The sequence below is a fragment of the Xylanibacter ruminicola genome, assembly GCF_900107775.1.
Taxonomy (GTDB): Bacteria; Bacteroidota; Bacteroidia; order Bacteroidales; family Bacteroidaceae; genus Prevotella; species Prevotella ruminicola_C.
In genome coordinates this window covers 206359-225308 of record NZ_FNRF01000005.1, presented here as the reverse complement: position 1 = coordinate 225308, position 18950 = coordinate 206359, and the positions used below count along the sequence as shown (strand labels likewise).

Sequence of the window (18950 nt, the reverse complement as noted above, 5' to 3'; positions counted from 1 at the left end):
TATATAAATAGGTATAATAATAAAAAACATCAAGTGAGATGATTAACAGAGAAATTATCAGAATTAAGATTGTTCAGTTAACCTACGCCTACTATCAAAACGGTAACAAGAACATCGACACGGCTGAAAAAGAGTTATTTTTCAGTCTCTCGAAAGCTTATGACCTCTACAACTACATGCTGGCCCTGATGGTGGCCGTAAATAAAGAAGCAAGCCGCCGTATGGAGGTGATGGTACAGCGTGCCAAGCGTGAAGGCACACCCGAGCCATCGCAGCGTTTTGTATTGAACCGTTTTGCCATTCAGTTGGCCGAGAATAAGCAGCTTAACGACTTTATCAGCACCCAGAAGAGCGGTTGGGACGAGAATGCCGCATTTGTAGCATCGCTGCTCGAGAAGATTGAGCAGAGCGAGGTTTACCAGGAGTATATGAACAACCCCGAGGATAGCTACGATATCGACCGTGAGTTCTGGCGCAAGATATATCGCACCCTGATTCAGGACAACGACGAGCTCGACGCTATTCTGGAGGACCAGAGCCTGTACTGGAACGACGATAAGACCATCGTTGATACATTTGTACTGAAGACCATCAAGCGTTTCGACGAGGCTAACGGCCCCAAGCAGGAGTTGTTGCCCGAGTGGGACAGCGAAGAGGAGAAGGACTTTGCGCGCAAGGTGTTCCGTGCAGCCATCATGAATGCCGACGAGTACCAGCGCTACATGAGCGAGGCTTCGCGTAACTGGGATTTCTCACGTCTGGCTTACATGGATATCATCCTGATGCAGATTGCCATCGCCGAGATGATGACCCTGGCCAACGTGCCCATCAGCGTAACCATCAACGAGTACGTTGAGATTGCCAAGTTCTACTCTACCCCCAAGAGCGCCGGCTACATTAACGGTATGCTGGATGGCATCGCCCGCAACCTGGTTGAGAGCGGACGCCTGGCTAAGTTCATCGAGCCTAAGAAGGAGAGAGAATATAAACCCAAAAAACAAATTATAACAAAGAAACATGACTAATTTTGTACTCGCTGCACAGGCAGCACAGAACGGTGGCGGTATGAGCATGATTATCATGATGGTAGCCGTATTTGCCATCATGTGGTTCTTCATGATCCGCCCACAGCAGAAGAAACAGAAGGAAATCCAGAAGTTCCAGAACGAACTTTCGGAAGGTACCGAGGTTGTTACCGGTGGTGGTATCCACGGCACAGTTAAGAGCATCGACCTGGCTAAGAACACAGTCGACATCAAGATTGCTCGCGACGTGGTTGTTACCGTCGAGAAGACATCGGTTTACAAAGATATGGCAAGCACCCAGCAGGGCAAGTAAATGAAGAAATTTCTGGGAAGCATTGCACGGTTACTGCACAAGCTCCTTTTTAGCAAGACTAATAAGGAGCTGCTGCTTTTCGTGTTCTTCCTGGCACTTTCGGGCATCTTCTGGCTGCAAACCACACTTAACGAGGTTTACGAGCGCGAGTTCGCCATCCCCGTGTCGGTAGTAGGCATTCCGAAGAATGCTGTGCTCACCAGCGACGAGACTGATACGGTGCGCGTAACCATCCGCGACAAGGGCATCACACTCCTTACTTATATGTATGGCGACATACTGCGTAAGGTAAATGTGAACTTTAAGAACTACTCGCACGGCAACGGTACTGGTGTGATTTCGCAGCAGGAAATACAGAAGTTGGTTTACCAGCAGCTGGCCAGCGGATCACGCATCACGGCTATGAAGCCCGAGAAGCTGGAGTTCTATTACAACTACGGCGACAAGAAAACGGTGCCCGTACGCTGGAGCGGACGTGTAATTCCCGAGGAGCTGTTCTTTATTTCGCGTGTGGCTTACAGTCCCGATAGCGTTACCATCTACGCTTCGCCCGAAAAGCTTGACAGCATTAACGTGGTTTACACCGAGCAGCTTAACTACGCCAACTTCCGCGATACGCTGCGTGCCAACTGCGAACTGGCCAAGATTAAAGGCGTAAAGATGATACCCGACCATGTGCGGGTTACCTTCTGCACCGACGTACTTACCGAGGAGAGCATCGAGGGTGTACCCATCAAGGCCATCAATCTGCCTAAGGGCAAATCTATCCGCACGTTCCCATCGCGCGTAAACGTAACATTCGTAACGGGTGTTAGTGTGTACCGAAATCTTAAGCCTACCGACTTCTACGTGGTGGCCGATTACAATGAGATTAAGGACCACCCGCAGGAAAAGTGCCACATTTATCTTAAGAGTGTGCCACGCGGCATTTCCAGAGCACGTTTGGAAACCAGCATGGTTGACTATCTGATCGAATCCGACGAAGAATGAAAGTAGGTATTACGGGCGGCATTGGTAGTGGTAAAAGCTACGTGTGCCGTGTGCTGAAAGAGCAGGGCATCGAAGTTTTCGATTGCGACAGCGAGGCCAAACGCCTGATGCGTAACTCGCCTGAGCTGCGCCAGCAACTTACAGCGCTGATTGGTCCCGAAACCTACACCCCCGAAGGCACGCTGAATAAGGCCGCTGTGGCCAAATTCCTGCTGGCATCGCCCAGCAATGCCAAGGCCATCGACGCCATAGTACACCCAGCCGTGTTCGACGCCTTCCGCCAAAGCGGGTTGAACTACATGGAAAGTGCCATCCTGTTCGAGAGCGGCGCCAATGTACTGGTAGATAAGGTGATTGTGGTGATAGCGCCCAAGGAGATTCGTCTGCAGCGTGTGATGGAGCGCGACGGTATCAGTCGCGAACAGGCGCTGCAATGGATGAACCGCCAGCTACCACAGCAGGAGGTGATACGTAAGGCCGACTTTGTGCTGATTAACGATGGAGAAGCTGATATAGATAATCAAATTAATAAAATAATAAAACAATGCAACAAACCATTTTAGCTATTGCCGGCAAGCCCGGTTTATACAAGCTTGTTACCCGCGGTAACAACAATCTGATTGTAGAGGCTCTGGATGCTACTCACAAGCGTCTGCCCGCCTTCGCAACCGATCGCATCACATCACTTGGCGATATCGCCATGTTTACCGAGACTGATGATGTGCCCCTGACAGATGTTCTCGACAACCTGAAGAAGCTGGAGAACGGTAAGCGTGCCAGCATCAACGAGAAGAAGGCTTCGAGCGCCGAGCTGCGCGAGTACTTTACTAAGGTACTGCCCGAGTGGGATCAGGACCGCGTAAAGGATAGCCACATCAAGAAGCTCATCACTTGGTACAACATCCTTATCGAGGCCGGTATCACCGACTTCAAGGACGAGGAGCCCGAGAGCGAGAGTGCCGAATAGTTTTTTGGGCACGGATTACACGGATTAACACGGATTAATTATTTAAAAAAAAAGGCACGACTTCGTAATAAAAGCCGTGTCTTTAATTTATTAAAGCCGCGTAAATCCGTGCCTAAAAAAAATCCGTGTTAATCCGTGTAATCCGTGCCTAAATCTTCTTTGCTTCGAAGGTTTGTTTGATTTTCTGTTCGCGATGTTCTACGCGAACCTCGATACCAAACTTTTCGTGGATATGCTCGGCTAAGTGCTGAGCCGAATAAACCGAACGGTGCTGACCACCCGTGCAACCGAACGAGAACATCAGACTGGTAAAGCCACGCTGAATGTAGCGGCGCACATGTGCATCGGCCAACTTATAAACCGAATCCAGGAACGTTAGTATCTCACCATCATCCTCCAGGAATCGTATCACTGGTTCATCCAGACCCGTCAGCTTTTTGTAAGGCTCGTAACGTCCCGGGTTGTGCGTGCTGCGGCAGTCGAACACATAGCCACCACCGTTGCCGCTCTCATCCTCGGGTATACCATTGCGATACGAGAAACTGAACACCTTAACCACCAGCGGTCCCTGCGCATCGTACTTCGAGAATGTAGCCGGTCCGTCCTGTGGATGGGCCTTATAAGGGTTCAAATCAGTCGTCTTATAACCATCGGCACGACTGGCCACCGTCTCAATCTGCTGGAACTGTGGCAGCTCTGTCAGCTTCTGCAGAATCTCCATCAAGTATGGATAATGCCAAGGCGTGCTGCTTGCCAACAACTCGCGAAGGTTCTGTATGGCAGGTGGAATGCTCTCAATAAAATGCTTTTTCTGCTCAAAATAGCCGCGGAATCCATAGGCGCCCAGCACCTGTAAGGTACGGAACAGCACAAACAGCGACAGACGATTTACAAAGTGGCGCACCGTGGGCACCTCGATGTAGTTCTTCAGCGAGTTGTAGTACTCGTACACCAGTTCACGGCGCAGCTTGTGTGGATACTTAGCCGAGGCCTGCCACAAGAACGAAGCAACATCGTAGTAAAACGGACCTTTTCGGCCGCCTTGGTAATCAATAAACCAAGGGTTACCATCGTGGTCGAGCATCACGTTGCGGGCCTGGAAGTCGCGATACAGAAACGAATCGCTCTGTTCCGAAGTCAGGTCCTTCGCCATCAGTCGGAAGTCGGCCTCCAGCTTCAACTCGTGGAAATCAATCTCCGTAGCCTTCAGGAAACAGTACTTAAAGTAGTTCAGGTCGAACAGCACACTGTCCACGTCAAACTCCGCCTGTGGGTAGCAGTTCTCGAAATCCAGATCGCGTGCGCCCTGTACCTGCATCTTAGGCAGCTCGCGAATGGTACGCTTCAGCAGTTCCTGCTCTTTCAGGGTGTAACGTCCGCCCGCTTCGCGACCACCACGGATGGCGTCGAAAAGCGACATGCTACCCAAATCGGTTTGCAGGTATCGCAGCTGGTCGTCGCTGGCAGCCAGGATCTTTGGCACCGGCATCTGCAGACGTGTAAAATGCTTGGTAAGATAGATAAACGCATGGTCCTCGTCGCGACTGGTACCTATCACGCCTATCACCGATTGTCCCTGCTGGTCGGTCAAACGGAAGTAAGTGCGGTTACTACCGCCCCCGGGAATCTGCTGAACGTTAGCCGGCTCAGCCCCCCTCCACTCTGTATATAAATCGATAAGTTTCTGCATAACGCCTGCAAAGTTACGAATAAGCGAGCAAAAATCCAAATATATTTGAGATTTTTCGAGCGGGAGTATCTTCGAGAAGAAGGGAAAAAGATCTGAAAGATATTAACAAAACAAGGAGTTCGCTGCATCACGCGGCGAACCCCTTTTATTTACCTATTAACTTAAAAAAACAATTTATTTATACTTCCCAACCGATGGCCGAGGCACCGAGAACGGCTGCGCTAGCGCCATCGAGACCTGAAACGAGGAACTTGGCCTTGTTCTTGAAGATTTTAAGAACATGGGCATCGTAAGCCTCGCGGATAGGTTTCATAATCAGCTCGCCAGCCTTAACCATACCACCGAAGAAGATGAATGCCTCGGGTGATGAGAAGGCAGCGAAATCGGCACAAGCCTCGCCAAGCATCTTGCCAGTGAACTCGTAGATGTCCTTAGCCAGCTCGTCGCCCTTACCGGCAGCGATTGAAACATCGAGCGATGTGATATCCTCAGGGTTCATATCGCGCAGCAATGATGGACGGTCGGTCTTAGCCAGCATCTCACGAGCAGTACGAGCCACACCTGTAGCCGAGCAGTAGCACTCCAAGCAGCCTGTACGACCGCATCCGCAAGCGCGACCTTCCTCGCCACGAACCATTGTTACGTGACCCAGCTCGCCTGCAAAACCATCATGTCCGTAGAGCAGCTGACCGTTAACAACAATACCTGAACCTACACCGGTACCAAGAGTGATAACGATGAAGTTCTTCATGCCACGAGCCACACCATAAACCATCTCGCCGATAGCAGCGGCGTTAGCATCGTTGGTAAGGGCTACGGGAATGCCTAATGCATCGCTGAACAGCTTTGCCAAGGGTACTACACCATTGTGAGCCCAAGGCAGATTAGGAGCAAACTCGATTGTGCCGTTATAATAGTTGCCGTTAGGAGCACCAATACCCATGGCCTTGATTTTCTCGATACCGCCAACCTGCTCGATGATAGGCTGCAAAGCCTGAACCGATGCGGCTACGTAATCATCAACATTATCGTAACCACCAGTTTTGATGGCAGTTGTGGCCTTGATATCGCCACGGGCATCAACAATACCAAATACTGAATTGGTTCCTCCTAAGTCTAAGCCAATAACGTAAGGCTTAATTTCTGCGTTCTGTTCGTTCATAATTATAATAAGTTTATTAGTCTATATTAATATCGTATTTTGATTTCAAGGCACAAAATTACTAAAAAATTCGGCATAACACTTGACTTTTTACGGAAATTAACCATTATTTTATAAAAGAATGACTAAAATCAGCCGTAAGCGGAAAATTTTTCGTAACTTTGCACCCGTTATGCCCATTCATATACCAATAAATATATTAGACTTCATCTTCAAGGGGATGTTGATCGGTGTGATTGCCAGCGCACCGATGGGACCGGTAGGTATTCTGTGCGTACAGCGCACACTGAATAAAGGCCGCTGGTTTGGCTTTGCCACAGGCATGGGTGCCGCTGTGAGCGACATTATCTATGCGGCGTTTGCTGGCTACGGAATGTCGTTTGTGATGGATTTTATCACCAACGATCAGAACAGATTCTATCTGCAGATTGCGGGTAGCATTTTATTGCTGTGCTTTGGCTGGTACACCTACCAAACCGACCCTACACAGAAAATGCACCAGAGCGGCAAGCAGCAAGGCACACTGTGGTACAACACGTGGACAGCCTTTCTGGTTACGTTCTCTAATCCGCTCATCATCTTCCTGTTCCTGGCCATGTATGCCCAGTTTGCCTTTGTGCTGCCCAACCATCCGTTCGAGATGATTGTGGGCTTTGCAAGCATCGTGGCAGGCGCCATGCTGTGGTGGTGGGGACTGACATGGCTGGTAGATCAGATACGCACTAAGTTTGATACTAACGGTATCAAGATCATCAACAAAGTAATTGGCGTGGCTGTGATCGTGGGCAGTATCATCATGCTGCTCGGATTAACCACCAACCTGGTAAGATTATTCTAGCATAAAATATGTTTATAGCAAACGAACTTAGAAAAACCAACATTGCCGAGTATCTGCTGTATATGTGGCAGATGGAAGACACGGTGCGAGCATTCGACTGCTCGCTGCAACGCATCAAGCGCGAGTACATTGAGCGCTTTGACTACAACGACGAACAGAAGGAAGAGGAGACCGACTGGTTTGGCAACCTGATACGCATGATGAATCAGGAGGGATGCCGCGAGCAGGGACACCTGCAGATTAACAAGGTAACCATGCAGATGCTGATTGAGTTGCACCAGCAGCTGTTACAGAGCAGCAAATTTCCCTTTTACAACACGGCTTACTACAAAGTGCTGCCCTTTATCGTAGAGCTGCGCAACCGTGGCGCCAACAAAGAGGAGAACGAGATTGAAACGTGTTTTAACTCGCTGTACGGAGTGATGCTGCTGCGCCTGCAGAAGAAGGACATTTCGCCCGACACCGCACATGCCGTCAAGGAAATCACAACCTTTATCGGCATGCTCTCAGATTATTATAAGAAGGACAAAGAAGAAGGACTAAAGTTCGAATAAAGTTTTTAGGCACGGATTTCACGGATTTACACGGATTAATTAATAAATTTATTCATCATGAAATAATAAAGGTTACGGAATAATTCGGAAGCGGATAAATAAAAAATCCGTGTTAATCCGTGTAATCCGTGCCAAATATGAATGAAGCGTATGAGAATACTGATTACCGGCTGTAACGGCCAACTTGGAAACGAAATGCAGCTGCTGGAAAAAGAAAACCAGCAGCACACCTATTTTAATACGGATGTGGCCGAGCTGGATATCACCGACGAGGCTGCCATCAACCGATTTGTAACCGACAACGAGATTGACGGTATTGTGAACTGTGCCGCCTATACAGCCGTGGATAAGGCTGAAGAGAACCAGGAGCTGTGCCACAAACTGAACGCCACCGCCCCAGGACTGCTGGCCAAAGCCATTGAGAAGCGTGGTGGATGGATGATTCAGATTTCTACCGACTATGTGTTCGACGGTACTAATCACCGTCCCTATACCGAGCAGGATAGTGTATGCCCCAACAGCACCTACGGTCGCACCAAGCTTGCAGGCGAGCAGGAGGTGATCAATGGTTGCAAGCGCTCGATGATTATCCGCACAGCATGGCTGTACTCTACATTCGGCAACAACTTTGTGAAGACGATGATTCGCCTGGGTAAGGAGAAGCCCGAACTGGGTGTGATCTTCGACCAGATAGGTACGCCCACCTATGCACGCGACCTGGCAGTGGCCATCTTTGCCGCCATCAATCAGGGCATCGTACCTGGCATTTATCACTTCAGCAACGAGGGTGTTATCTCGTGGTACGACTTTACCAAGGCCATCCACCGCATTGCCGGTATCAAGGACTGCAAGGTGCGCCCCCTGCACACCACAGAGTACCCTACTCCCGCCGCCCGTCCACACTACAGCGTGTTAGACAAAACAAAAATAAAGCAGACCTATGGTATAGAGATACCATATTGGGAAGAATCATTAAAAGATTGTATTGAGAAATTATGAATCAGGAAATAGAAAGAAGACGTACATTTGCCATCATTTCGCACCCGGACGCGGGTAAGACTACGCTGACAGAGAAGTTTCTGCTGTTCGGTGGACAGATACAGGTGGCTGGAGCTGTAAAAAGCAACAAGATTAAGAAAACTGCCACCAGCGACTGGATGGATATCGAGAAGCAGCGTGGTATCTCTGTATCGACCTCTGTGATGGAGTTCGATTACACCCCCGATGGCAAGGACATCGAATACAAGGTGAACATTCTGGACACCCCAGGTCACCAGGACTTTGCTGAGGATACCTTCCGCACACTCACCGCTGTAGATTCAGCCATTATCGTAGTGGATGGTGCCAAAGGTGTTGAGACTCAGACCCGTAAGCTGATGACGGTGTGCCGCATGCGCAAAACACCCGTTATCATCTTTATCAACAAGATGGACCGCGAAGGTCGCGATCCCTTCGACTTGCTCGACGAACTGGAGCAGGAACTCGAAATCAAGGTTCGCCCACTGTCTTGGCCTATCAATCAGGGTGCCAAGTTCAAGGGCGTTTACAATATCTACGAACAGAAGCTCGACTTGTTTACACCCGACAAGCAGCGTGTAACAGATAAGGTTGAGGTTGACATCGACAGCGAAGAGCTAGACCAGCGTGTAGGCGAGGAGAATGCCGCCAAATTGCGCGAGGATTTGGAGCTGGTGGATGGTGTTTACCCCGAGTTCGACGTAGAGACATACCGCGAGGCCGAAGTGGCCCCCGTATTCTTCGGATCGGCCCTGAACAACTTTGGTGTACAGGAGTTGCTCAACTGCTTTGTTGAGATTGCACCATCGCCCCGCCCCACCAAGGCCGAGGAGCGCGATGTACAGCCCGAGGAGAACAAGTTTACAGGATTTATCTTTAAGATTACCGCTAATATCGACCCCAACCACCGCTCGTGTATCGCATTCTGTAAGGTATGCTCTGGTAAGTTCCAGCGCAACCAGCCTTACCTGCACGTGCGCCAGGGTAAAACCATGCGTTTCTCAAGCCCCACACAGTTTATGGCACAGCGTAAGAGCACCATCGACGAGGCTTGGCCAGGCGATATCGTAGGTTTGCCCGATACAGGTGGCATGTTTAAGATTGGCGACACACTGACCGAAGGCGAAAAGCTGCACTTCCGCGGACTGCCTTCGTTCAGCCCAGAGCTGTTTAAGTATATCGAGAACGACGACCCCATGAAGGCCAAGCAGCTGCAGAAGGGTATCGACCAGCTGATGGACGAGGGTGTGGCACAGTTGTTCGTAAACCAGTTTAATAATAGAAAAATTATCGGAACCGTAGGTCAGCTGCAGTTCGAGGTTATCCAGTACCGTCTGGAGAACGAGTACAACGCCAAATGCCGCTGGGAGCCCGTACATCTGTATAAGGCCTGCTGGATTGAGAGCGACGATCCACAGGAGCTGGAAAACTTTAAGAAGCGCAAATACCAGTACATGGCCAAGGATAAAGACGGCCGCGACGTGTTCCTGGCCGATAGCGGCTACGTGCTGAGCATGGCGCAGCAGGACTTCGAAAACATCAAGTTCCACTTTACAAGTGAGTTTTAATTATGAAACAAGAAGACGATATTAAACAGGCCGTAGAATGCATGCGTAAGGGCGGTGTAATCCTCTACCCCACCGACACCGTTTGGGGTATTGGTTGCGATGCTACCAATGCCGAGGCCGTGAAGCGTGTTTACGAGATTAAGCAGCGCGAGGATTCGAAGGCGCTGATTTGCTTGGTGGATAGCGATGCCCGCATGCAGCGCTACTTCCGCAATGTGCCCGATGTGGCCTGGCAGTTGATTGACAGCTTGAAAGAGGCCACCGATGCCAAGCCTACCACGCTGATTCTGGATGGCGCTATCAATCTGGCCCCCAACCTGATTGCCGAGGATGGCAGCTTAGGTATCCGTATCACCAACGAGCCTTTCTCGAAAGAGCTCTGCTTCCGTTTCCAGAAGGCCATCGTATCAACATCGGCCAACATCAGTGGCGAGCCAGCAGCACAGAACTACTGCGACATCGATCCACGTATCCTTGAGGCTGTAGATTACGTATGCTGGAGCCGTCGTCAGGAGCACAAGCCCCACACACCCTCGAGCATCATCAAACTGAAAGAAAACGGCGAAGTTACAGTAATACGAAAATAATAATTAGGCACGGATTACACGGATTTACACGGATTAATATATTTAACAAATGAATGAAACTGGCAACGGACAAAACGGAAAACGGATAATAAAAAAATCCGTGTTAATCCGTGTAATCCGTGCCTAAAAAAAATATGGAGACAACAGTTGTAGATAGAAGACCGGAGTGGCTGAAGCGCTTGCACGACTGGCGCGTGGAGCACGTGAGCGAGAGGATGTTTATGATTATCCTCGCCCTGCTTGTGGGCTTTTTCGCTGCCGTGGCTGCCTTTGTGCTGCACTGGATTATCAACCAGATTGTAACGCTGCTCACCAGCTCGTTCAACCAGAGTCGTGCCAACTGGCTCTATCTGGTTTACCCCGTTGTGGGTATCTATCTCACGTCGCTGTTTGTGCGCTATATCGTAAAAGATAACATCTCGCACGGTATCACGCGCATTCTCTATGCCATCTCATCCAACCGCTCGCGACTGAAATCGCACAACTGCTGGTCGAGTGTGATTGCTTCGGCCATCACCATCGGATTTGGAGGATCGGTAGGAGCCGAGGCACCTATCGTGCTCACAGGTTCGGCCATCGGTTCAAACCTTGGACAGCTGTTCCATCTCGACCGAAAGATGCTGATGACACTGGTTGGCTGCGGTGCTGCAGGTGCTATCGCCGGTATCTTTAAGGCCCCGATAGCCGGACTGGTGTTTACGCTCGAGGTGCTGATGATTGATATGACCATGTCGGCCCTGCTACCTATCCTGGTATCATGCGTAACAGCCACCGTGTTTACCTATATTTTTAGTGGCGACTCATCGCTCTTTACCTTCCATCTGGATAGCGAGTGGAGCGTGGAGCGCATACCGGCCTGCATAGGCTTAGGTATTGCCTGCGGACTGGTTTCGCTGTACTTTATCCGCATGATGGGAGCCTGCGAGGATGTATTCTCGAAATTCAAGGATAAGCCCTACGTAAAGCTGGCCATCGGCGGCACCACGCTTAGTTTGCTTATCTTCCTGTTCCCCGCGCTGTACGGCGAGGGTTACAGCAGCATTAACCTACTGTTGAACGGACAGAATGCCGACGACTGGAACCGCATACTTAACAACTCGATGTTCTCGGGTCAGGGTTCGCTGTTGCTGGTATATATCGCCCTGGTACTGTTTACCAAGGTAGTAGCCACATCGGCCACCAATGGTGGAGGCGGCTGCGGTGGAACATTCGCACCATCGCTGTTTATCGGATGCTTTACCGGCTTCCTCTTTTCGCGACTATGGAACATCAACTCCATCGGTGTGTATGTGCCCGAGAAGAACTTTGCGCTGCTGGGTATGGCAGGTGTGATGTCGGGTGTGATGCACGCGCCGCTTACGGGTATCTTCCTGATAGCCGAGCTGACTGGCGGCTACTCGATGTTTATGCCGCTGATGATTGTGAGCGTGGTGGCCTATATGACCATCAGCATTTTCGAGCCTCACAGCATCTATGGCTCGCGCCTGGCCAAGCAGGGAAAACTGCTCACCCACCATACCGACCACGCTGTGCTGACGCTGATGAATCTCGACTCGGTAATTGAGCGCGACTACCTGGGTGTCGAACCCGATATGGAGCTGAACGAGATTGTACACAAAATCAGTCGCAGCCACTCCACAGTACTGCCCGTGCTCGATGCAGGCGGCAAATTGCTGGGCGAGATCGACATTATGAAAATCAGAAACGTAGTATTCAGAATAGAACTCTATCACCACTTCAAGGCGTCGCAGTTGATGACCGATCCCAAGGCACTGCTTACCGACGGTATGCCCATGCGACAGGTAATGCGCACCTTCGACCGCACTGGCGCTAACTGGCTACCTGTGCTCGATGCCGAGAACCGCCTGAAGGGCTACATCTCGCGCCAGCGCATATACACAATGTATCGCAAGATGGTGGCCGATATGAGTGAAGACTAAAAAACATAGCAGATGAAGAAGGAAGATTTACGAATTGTATTTATGGGAACACCTGAGTTTGCGGTGCCAACACTGCAGGCTTTGGTTGAGAACGATTATAACGTAGTGGCTGTAGTAACACAGCCCGACAAACCCGTTGGTCGCCATCAGACAGAGATGCAGCCATCGGAGGTTAAGAAGTATGCCCTCGAGCACAACCTGCCCGTACTGCAACCCGTAAAAATGAAGGATCCCGAGTTTGTAGAGCAGTTGCGCAGCTATCAGGCCAACCTGCAGGTGGTAGTAGCATTCCGCATGCTGCCCGAGGTAGTATGGGATATGCCCGCATACGGCACCTTTAACGTACATGCCGCTTTGCTGCCACAGTATCGCGGTGCAGCCCCCATCAACTGGGCCGTTATCCACGGCGAAACACAAACAGGCGTAACCACCTTCTTCCTCGACCACGATATCGACACTGGTCGTATCATCATGCAGAAGCCTTTCGCTATCCCCGACACAGCCGATGTAGAGTACGTGTACGACGGATTGATGCATCTGGGTGCCGAGATCTGTCTGGAGACATTAGAAAAGATTATCGTTGCCGATGGACACCCCGAGAGCATTCCTCAGGAGCAGATGATACCCGTAGGTAGAGAGCTGCACGCAGCACCAAAGATATTCAAGGAAACCTGCGAGATTAACTGGAACCAGCCAGCTAAGCAGGTTTACGACTTTATCCGTGGTCTTTCGCCCTATCCCGGTGCCTGGACAACATTGGTATCGCCCGATGGTAAGGAAACAGTGCTGAAGATTTTCAAGACCAGCAAAACTGGAAATACCACTGGCGAGCTTGGCCACACCGCCATTATCGACCGCAAGCCCTGCATCAAGGCAGCCGACGAGTTGCTGATGATCGAGGAGCTGCAGTTGGCAGGAAAAAAGCGCATGAATGGCAAAGATTTCCTGAATGGCATTAAAAATTTCGATAATTATATAATAAAATAAGGTATATTTGCGTTACTATAAATAGGTAGAACAATAAAAACAGATTGCCTATGAAGATTTTTACTCCAGACGACAACATGTTCAGCGAGAAGACGTACAAGCCGCGCAAGCAAACGCTCGACCTCATTCGTCTTGTTGCATACACCTATCGTAGTAACTGCAACAAAACGTCGAACCTGAACTAACTTAAAAAATTATGGCATTAGTATCACCATCATTACTTGCCGCAGATTTTCTGCATCTCGACCGCGACATCGATATGATTAATCGCAGTGAGGCCGACTGGCTTCATCTGGATGTGATGGACGGATCGTTCGTTCCCAACATCTCGTTTGGTTTCCCCGTACTCGAGGCAGTAGCAAAAGCTTGCAAGAAGCCACTCGATGTACACTATATGATAGAGCACCCTGAGCGTTACATTGCACAGACAGCCAAGTTGGGTGCTATGATGATGAATGTGCACTACGAGGCTTGTGTGCATCTGCATCGCACCATTCAGGAGATTCACCAGGCTGGCATGAAAGCCGGTGTAACACTGAATCCAGCCACGCCCGTTAGCGTGTTAGAGGATATCATTAACGATGTGGATATGGTACTGCTGATGAGCGTAAACCCCGGCTTTGGCGGACAGAAATTTATCGAGAACACCATCGATAAAGTAAAGCGCCTGCGCCAGCTGATCACTGAGAAAGGCAGCCACGCACTGATTGAGGTTGATGGAGGTGTGCAGGGTGAGACAGCCCCACGCTTGGTAGCAGCAGGTGTTGATGTGCTGGTAAGTGGCAGCTACGTGTTTGGCGCAGCCGATCCCGAGGGCATCATCAAGTCGCTCCGCTCACTCTAAGCTGAGATTCAGATTATATTCGCGCGAGTATTTGCGCATGTTGATCAGGGCGTAACGCATACGTCCTAACGATGTATTGATGCTGCATCCCAACTCCTCGGCTATCTCCTTGAACGACATATCCTGGAAATATCGCATATACACCACCTCGCGCTGTCGTGCAGGCAGGGCATTCATCAGCAGCACCAACTGCTTCAGCGTGCGCTGGTTGGTAAGCTCGGTCTCGCGATTGATATCTACCAGCTCGCTACTTTTCACGGCACTCAGATCGTTCTCCTTAGGCGCATCTACCACAAAATTCTTCTTCTGGTCGCGATAGTAATCAATCACCACATTATGTGTCACGCGAATCATCCACCACTGCAGTTTTCCCGTTTCGGTATACTGGTGGTTCTGTATCTTGCTGATAATCTTCAGGAACGTTTCCTGAAACAATTCATTAGCCAACTCCTCATCCTTCACTGCACTCATAATGTAGCTGAAGATGATGTCCTGGGTACGTGAGAGTAACTCGTCGAATGCATGGTTATTACCATCTAGGTAAGCCTGAACCAATTCCTGGTCAGTCATACTTGTAAATGTACTCATATGCTCAAAAATTTAAAATTGAGTAGAGTTTGTTTCGATAGGCAATAATCATTTAAATTGTTAATAATCTGCGGCAAAAATAGATATTTTTATCCAAATCACCAAAAAAAATGCTCAAAATCTTAACATTGTGACATTTTTTTACTACTTTTGCAGTATCTAAGTAACCTAAAAAAGGAAAAAATATGAAACTATTCGTACCAGGACGCCTGTGTCTGTTTGGTGAACATACCGACTGGGCGGGACACTACCGAACAATGAATGCCGACATTAAACCTGGAGCAGCTATCGTGACGGGTATCGAACAGGGAATCTACGCCGAAGTAGAGAAGTCGAGTATTTTTGAGCTTTACAGCACAGCCGATGAGATTAAGAATGTGTGGCAGGATTTCAGCTGTCGCATGGACGAGACTGAACTAAAGCGTATTGCAAAAAGTGGATCGTTCTTTTGCTACTGTGCGGGTGTGGCATCGTACATGCTCGAGTGGTATAAGGTAGGCGGTGTGCGCATTCGCATCACCGATATGACGCTGCCTATGAAGAGTGGCTTGTCGTCGTCGGCAGCCATCTGTGTGCTGGTGGCACGCGCTTTTAATCAGTTATATAATCTGAATCTCAACACGCTCGGCGAGATGAACATTGCCTACTTAGGCGAGTTGCGCACCAGTAGTCGTTGCGGCCGCTTAGACCAGGCCTGCGCATTTGGTGTAAAGCCTAACCTGATGACCTTTGATGGCGACGAGATCGAGGTGCGCTCGCTGAACGTAAAGAAGCCCTTGCACTGGGTGTTCGCCGATTTGTGCGCCGAGAAGGATACCATCAAGATTCTGTCGGATCTGAACAAGGCCTACCCCTTCCCCAATAGCGATGCCGAACGTGCCGAGCACGAAGCCCTGGGACAGCTTAACCTGGATATCGTTGATCGTGCCATCAAATACATGGCTGCCGGCGATGCCGAGAGCCTAGGAAAACTGATGACCGAGGCCGAAGCGATGTTCGACGAGAAGATAGCGCCTATGTCGGATGCCCTGCACTCACCCAAGCTGCATGCCACCCTGCAGGATCCCAACATACAGCCACTGGTATGGGGTGGTAAAGGTGTAGGTTCGCATGGCGATGGTTCGGTACAGTTCCTGGCCCGCGATGCCGAATCGCAGCAAAAGGTGGCCGATTACCTCAATGCGCATGGCATGAAGGCCTACACGCTCACCCTGAAACCCGTGCACACCGTGCGCCGTGCTATCGTGCCCGTGGCAGGTTTCGGTACGCGTCTTTACCCCGCCACACGCGTCATCAAGAAGGATTTCTTCCCCATCCCATGTCCCGACGGCATGGTGCGCCCAGTGATACTCATCCTGCTCGAGGAGCTTATCCAGAGTGGTATCGAGGAAATCTGTCTGGTGTTAGGTTCCGAGGAGGAGCGCCAGCAGTATGCCGAATTCTTCGAGCATCCCCTGCCCGATGAGCATCTGCGCAAGCTGAACCCCGAAGCCCAGGAGTACGAGAATCATATATTAGATATTGGTAAGAAGCTGCACTACGTATATCAGCGCGAAAAGCGTGGCTTTGGTCATGCTGTTTACCAGGCAGCGCAGTTTGCAGGTAACGAGCCCGTATTGCTGTTGCTGGGTGATACACTGTATCGCAGCGATTCAAATAAGCCTTGTGCCTTACAGATGATCGAGGATTACGAGCGCTACAACCGATTGATGGTAAGTATCCATCCTATCCCCCTGGCCGAAGTGAGCCGCTATGGCATTCTGCATGGTGTTTGGGAGGATAACGACCACACCATCCTGAATGTGAACGCCATGTGCGAGAAACCCAAGGCCAGCTATGCCGAGGAGTTCTTAGGCGTACGCAACAAGAAAGGCGACAAGGAGTACTACAGCGTATTCGGACAGTATATCCTTACCCCCGAGGTATTCTCGCAGTTACACGAGGACATCATGCAGAAGGAGATTGAGGGCGACCATGTAACCGAGATTGAGCTCACTGCAGCCCTCGAGGCTGTTCGCAAGCGCAGTGGCATGGTAGGTGTAAGGTTGCGCGGACGTATGTACGACATGGGTAATCCGTCATCGCTCGCCAAAGCGACACTTGAATTTCCACAACCATAACAATAAAGAATCCCGCACTTAAAAATGCGGGATTTCTTATTTTATTTTATTAAGCTTAATAGATATTTGCCGTAATCGTTCTTGGCCATCGGTTTGGCCACCTCCTCAAGCTTCTCCTTGCTTATCCAGCCACGCTTAAAGGCTATCTCCTCTAAGCAGGCCACCTTCAGCCCCTGGCGCTTCTCGATGACCTCGATAAAGGTCGAAGCCTCAGAGAGCGAGTCGTGAGTACCGGTATCCAACCAAGCAAAGCCACGCTGCAAGGTCTGCACCTTCAGTTTCTTCTGTGCCAGATACTCCTGGTTAACGGTGGTAATCTCCAGCTCGCCACGTGCCGATGGTTTGATGTGCTTGGCAATCTCTACCACGCTGTTGGGGTAGAAATAAAGGCCCACCACGGCATAGTTCGACTTTGGGTGCTCAGGCTTCTCTTCGATACTCAAGCAGTTACCCTCACCATCAAACTCAGCCACACCATAGCGCTCGGGGTCGTTCACATAATAGCCGAACACAGTAGCCTGTCCACGCTTCTCGGCATTCTCAACACTCTCCTTCAGCAAGCCTGTAAAGCCCGAACCGTAGAAGATGTTATCGCCCAGTACCAGGCAGGCGCAGTCGTCGCCAATAAACTTCTCACCTATGATAAATGCCTGTGCCAGTCCATCGGGTGATGGCTGCTCGGCATACTCAAAACGCACACCGTAATCCGATCCGTCGCCCAACAAGCGCTTAAAACCAGGCAGGTCGTGTGGTGTCGAGATTATCAGAATCTCGCGGATACCAGCCAGCATCAGTGCCGAGATGGGGTAATAAATCATCGGTTTGTCGAAAATAGGTATCAGCTGCTTACTGATGCCCTTAGTAATGGGGTAAAGGCGTGTACCTGAACCACCAGCCAAAACAATTCCTTTCATACGTTGATATTTAAAATTTGGTGCAAAGATACAGTTTTTGGCACGGATTACGCGGATTACACGGATTTTTTATATAAAATTATTATTAATCTGTGTTAATCCGCGTAATCCGTGCCTAATTTTTATTAATTTTGCAGTCGATTTGTAATTATAAATAGATTTTTATGGGATTTTGGAATAAATTATTTGGCAATAACAGCGAACAGAAGGTTGGCGGCATGGAGGATTTCATGACGCTGATTCGCGTATATTTCCAGGCAGCCATGGCAGCCGACTTGGGAATTACCAACCTCGCTGCCCTGCCCGACCTACGCGTGTTTAAAACCACACTCAAGGTTCCCACTGTTAACAATAAGTTAGGTGTTGGCGAACGTAGCCGCTGTAAAAAGATGCTCAAGGAGATGTATGGCATGGACGACGATTTCTTTAAGGAGATCGACTCAAGCCTGCGCAAGCGTTGCAAGAAGATTCAGGATGCACAGACCTATCTGCTGCAGTTCCAGGGCTTTACTCAGGACATCATGATGCTTACCGGCAACCTGATGAAGTTTAAGCTCCGCCTGCCCGGATTCATGAAGAAGGCACTCTACACCATGACCGAGAAGACCGTGAACGACATCTTTAACAAGAACGACTTTACCGACCCCGCCGTACTGAAGAGCGTGGTAGCCGTTCGCGAGTACAATCGTCGCTTAGGTTTCTCACAGAAGTGGGTTACCGACTTTGTGTTCAAGGTGGTGATGCTGGCTAAGAAAGAACCTAAGCCCGCACAGGACGAGAAGTAAAAAGCTTAAAATATCTTAAAAGATAGCTAATACGCTATACTTTAAAAGATAAATTATATAA

General features: G+C 49.8%; 20 protein-coding genes. 16 read left to right on the top strand and 4 right to left on the bottom strand.

The window, feature by feature from the left end:
* The first annotated feature begins 38 nt into the window (after positions 1-38).
* Genes nusB through BLU97_RS13225 form a run of 5 tightly spaced genes read left to right on the top strand, consistent with a single transcriptional unit; the run spans position 39 to position 3295 of the window.
* A complete protein-coding gene (nusB, locus tag BLU97_RS13245) occupies positions 39-1025 on the top strand; it encodes a transcription antitermination factor NusB (RefSeq protein ID WP_254771725.1) in 987 nt (328 codons plus the stop codon).
* Positions 1018-1338 (top strand): preprotein translocase subunit YajC, encoded by a 321-nt coding sequence (gene yajC, locus BLU97_RS13240; RefSeq protein ID WP_074761967.1) that lies wholly within the window; start codon positions 1018-1020, stop codon positions 1336-1338. Before nusB ends, yajC begins: the two co-directional genes overlap by 8 nt.
* On the top strand, positions 1339-2328 hold the full coding sequence (locus BLU97_RS13235; protein ID WP_074761966.1) for a hypothetical protein: 990 nt from the start codon (positions 1339-1341) through the stop codon (positions 2326-2328).
* Positions 2325-2891 (top strand): dephospho-CoA kinase, encoded by a 567-nt coding sequence (coaE, locus tag BLU97_RS13230; RefSeq protein ID WP_074761965.1) that lies wholly within the window; start codon positions 2325-2327, stop codon positions 2889-2891. Before BLU97_RS13235 ends, coaE begins: the two co-directional genes overlap by 4 nt.
* Positions 2873-3295 (top strand): DUF5606 domain-containing protein, encoded by a 423-nt coding sequence (locus tag BLU97_RS13225; RefSeq protein WP_074761964.1) that lies wholly within the window; start codon positions 2873-2875, stop codon positions 3293-3295. Before coaE ends, BLU97_RS13225 begins: the two co-directional genes overlap by 19 nt.
* A 148-nt stretch (positions 3296-3443) precedes the next feature.
* On the opposite strand, the gene BLU97_RS13220 is transcribed toward BLU97_RS13225, so the two are convergent.
* Entirely contained in the window at positions 3444-4985 is a 1542-nt protein-coding gene (locus BLU97_RS13220; protein WP_074761963.1) for a phosphotransferase, read from the bottom strand.
* Between the two features lie 178 nt (positions 4986-5163).
* Positions 5164-6147, bottom strand: coding sequence for an ROK family protein (locus BLU97_RS13215; protein ID WP_074761962.1), 984 nt, complete (start codon positions 6145-6147; stop codon positions 5164-5166).
* A gap of 172 nt (positions 6148-6319) precedes the next feature.
* Here BLU97_RS13215 and BLU97_RS13210 point away from each other — a divergent pair, with 172 nt between their 5' ends.
* From BLU97_RS13210 to rpe, 9 genes are all read left to right on the top strand, one after another.
* Positions 6320-6985 carry a LysE family translocator gene (locus tag BLU97_RS13210; protein ID WP_074761961.1) on the top strand — a complete coding sequence of 222 codons (666 nt, stop codon included), beginning with the start codon at positions 6320-6322 and terminating at the stop codon, positions 6983-6985.
* An 8-nt stretch (positions 6986-6993) separates the two neighbouring features.
* Positions 6994-7539, top strand: coding sequence for a DUF4924 family protein (locus BLU97_RS13205; protein ID WP_013064904.1), 546 nt, complete (start codon positions 6994-6996; stop codon positions 7537-7539).
* Positions 7540-7689: 150 nt separating this feature from the next.
* Positions 7690-8538: a dTDP-4-dehydrorhamnose reductase gene (rfbD, locus tag BLU97_RS13200; RefSeq protein WP_074761960.1), complete on the top strand. Its 849-nt coding sequence runs from the start codon at positions 7690-7692 to the stop codon at positions 8536-8538.
* Positions 8535-10124 (top strand): peptide chain release factor 3, encoded by a 1590-nt coding sequence (locus BLU97_RS13195; RefSeq protein WP_074761959.1) that lies wholly within the window; start codon positions 8535-8537, stop codon positions 10122-10124. The genes rfbD and BLU97_RS13195 overlap by 4 nt, the downstream gene beginning before the upstream one ends.
* Positions 10125-10126: 2 nt before the next feature.
* Complete coding sequence (locus tag BLU97_RS13190) at positions 10127-10711, top strand: L-threonylcarbamoyladenylate synthase (RefSeq protein WP_028907423.1); 585 nt, start codon at positions 10127-10129, stop codon at positions 10709-10711.
* A gap of 134 nt (positions 10712-10845) precedes the next feature.
* The gene (locus BLU97_RS13185; RefSeq protein ID WP_074761958.1) at positions 10846-12651 is read left to right on the top strand and encodes a chloride channel protein; all 1806 of its coding nucleotides are present in this window, start codon (positions 10846-10848) and stop codon (positions 12649-12651) included.
* 12 nt (positions 12652-12663) lie between these two features.
* Entirely contained in the window at positions 12664-13638 is a 975-nt protein-coding gene (gene fmt, locus BLU97_RS13180; protein WP_074761957.1) for a methionyl-tRNA formyltransferase, read from the top strand.
* A 50-nt stretch (positions 13639-13688) separates the two neighbouring features.
* Entirely contained in the window at positions 13689-13823 is a 135-nt protein-coding gene (locus BLU97_RS16330; protein ID WP_255327352.1) for a hypothetical protein, read from the top strand.
* 8 nt (positions 13824-13831) lie between these two features.
* On the top strand, positions 13832-14482 hold the full coding sequence (gene rpe, locus BLU97_RS13175) for a ribulose-phosphate 3-epimerase (RefSeq protein ID WP_139209033.1): 651 nt from the start codon (positions 13832-13834) through the stop codon (positions 14480-14482).
* Here the strand turns inward: rpe and BLU97_RS13170 are convergent.
* Positions 14474-15070, bottom strand: coding sequence for an RNA polymerase sigma factor (locus tag BLU97_RS13170; protein WP_074761955.1), 597 nt, complete (start codon positions 15068-15070; stop codon positions 14474-14476). The genes rpe and BLU97_RS13170 overlap by 9 nt on opposite strands.
* A gap of 185 nt (positions 15071-15255) precedes the next feature.
* On the opposite strand from BLU97_RS13170, the gene BLU97_RS13165 reads away from it, so the two are divergent.
* Positions 15256-17190: a sugar phosphate nucleotidyltransferase gene (locus tag BLU97_RS13165; protein WP_074761954.1), complete on the top strand. Its 1935-nt coding sequence runs from the start codon at positions 15256-15258 to the stop codon at positions 17188-17190.
* Between the two features lie 41 nt (positions 17191-17231).
* On the opposite strand, the gene rfbA is transcribed toward BLU97_RS13165, so the two are convergent.
* Positions 17232-18104, bottom strand: a complete 873-nt coding sequence (rfbA, locus tag BLU97_RS13160; RefSeq protein ID WP_074761953.1) for a glucose-1-phosphate thymidylyltransferase RfbA — start codon at positions 18102-18104, stop codon at positions 17232-17234.
* Positions 18105-18268: 164 nt separating this feature from the next.
* On the opposite strand from rfbA, the gene BLU97_RS13155 reads away from it, so the two are divergent.
* The gene (locus BLU97_RS13155) at positions 18269-18889 is read left to right on the top strand and encodes a hypothetical protein (RefSeq protein WP_074761952.1); all 621 of its coding nucleotides are present in this window, start codon (positions 18269-18271) and stop codon (positions 18887-18889) included.
* Positions 18890-18950: the final 61 nt, after the last annotated feature.

Coding starts and splice junctions, on each gene's coding strand:
- nusB (WP_254771725.1), top strand. CDS start 39: ATGATTAACAGAGAAATTATCAGAATTAAGATTGTTCAGTTAACCTAC.
- yajC (WP_074761967.1), top strand. CDS start 1,018: ATGACTAATTTTGTACTCGCTGCACAGGCAGCACAGAACGGTGGCGGT.
- BLU97_RS13235 (WP_074761966.1), top strand. CDS start 1,339: ATGAAGAAATTTCTGGGAAGCATTGCACGGTTACTGCACAAGCTCCTT.
- coaE (WP_074761965.1), top strand. CDS start 2,325: ATGAAAGTAGGTATTACGGGCGGCATTGGTAGTGGTAAAAGCTACGTG.
- BLU97_RS13225 (WP_074761964.1), top strand. CDS start 2,873: ATGCAACAAACCATTTTAGCTATTGCCGGCAAGCCCGGTTTATACAAG.
- BLU97_RS13220 (WP_074761963.1), bottom strand. CDS start 4,985: ATGCAGAAACTTATCGATTTATATACAGAGTGGAGGGGGGCTGAGCCG.
- BLU97_RS13215 (WP_074761962.1), bottom strand. CDS start 6,147: ATGAACGAACAGAACGCAGAAATTAAGCCTTACGTTATTGGCTTAGAC.
- BLU97_RS13210 (WP_074761961.1), top strand. CDS start 6,320: ATGCCCATTCATATACCAATAAATATATTAGACTTCATCTTCAAGGGG.
- BLU97_RS13205 (WP_013064904.1), top strand. CDS start 6,994: ATGTTTATAGCAAACGAACTTAGAAAAACCAACATTGCCGAGTATCTG.
- rfbD (WP_074761960.1), top strand. CDS start 7,690: ATGAGAATACTGATTACCGGCTGTAACGGCCAACTTGGAAACGAAATG.
- BLU97_RS13195 (WP_074761959.1), top strand. CDS start 8,535: ATGAATCAGGAAATAGAAAGAAGACGTACATTTGCCATCATTTCGCAC.
- BLU97_RS13190 (WP_028907423.1), top strand. CDS start 10,127: ATGAAACAAGAAGACGATATTAAACAGGCCGTAGAATGCATGCGTAAG.
- BLU97_RS13185 (WP_074761958.1), top strand. CDS start 10,846: ATGGAGACAACAGTTGTAGATAGAAGACCGGAGTGGCTGAAGCGCTTG.
- fmt (WP_074761957.1), top strand. CDS start 12,664: ATGAAGAAGGAAGATTTACGAATTGTATTTATGGGAACACCTGAGTTT.
- BLU97_RS16330 (WP_255327352.1), top strand. CDS start 13,689: ATGAAGATTTTTACTCCAGACGACAACATGTTCAGCGAGAAGACGTAC.
- BLU97_RS13170 (WP_074761955.1), bottom strand. CDS start 15,070: ATGAGTACATTTACAAGTATGACTGACCAGGAATTGGTTCAGGCTTAC.
- BLU97_RS13165 (WP_074761954.1), top strand. CDS start 15,256: ATGAAACTATTCGTACCAGGACGCCTGTGTCTGTTTGGTGAACATACC.
- rfbA (WP_074761953.1), bottom strand. CDS start 18,104: ATGAAAGGAATTGTTTTGGCTGGTGGTTCAGGTACACGCCTTTACCCC.
- BLU97_RS13155 (WP_074761952.1), top strand. CDS start 18,269: ATGGGATTTTGGAATAAATTATTTGGCAATAACAGCGAACAGAAGGTT.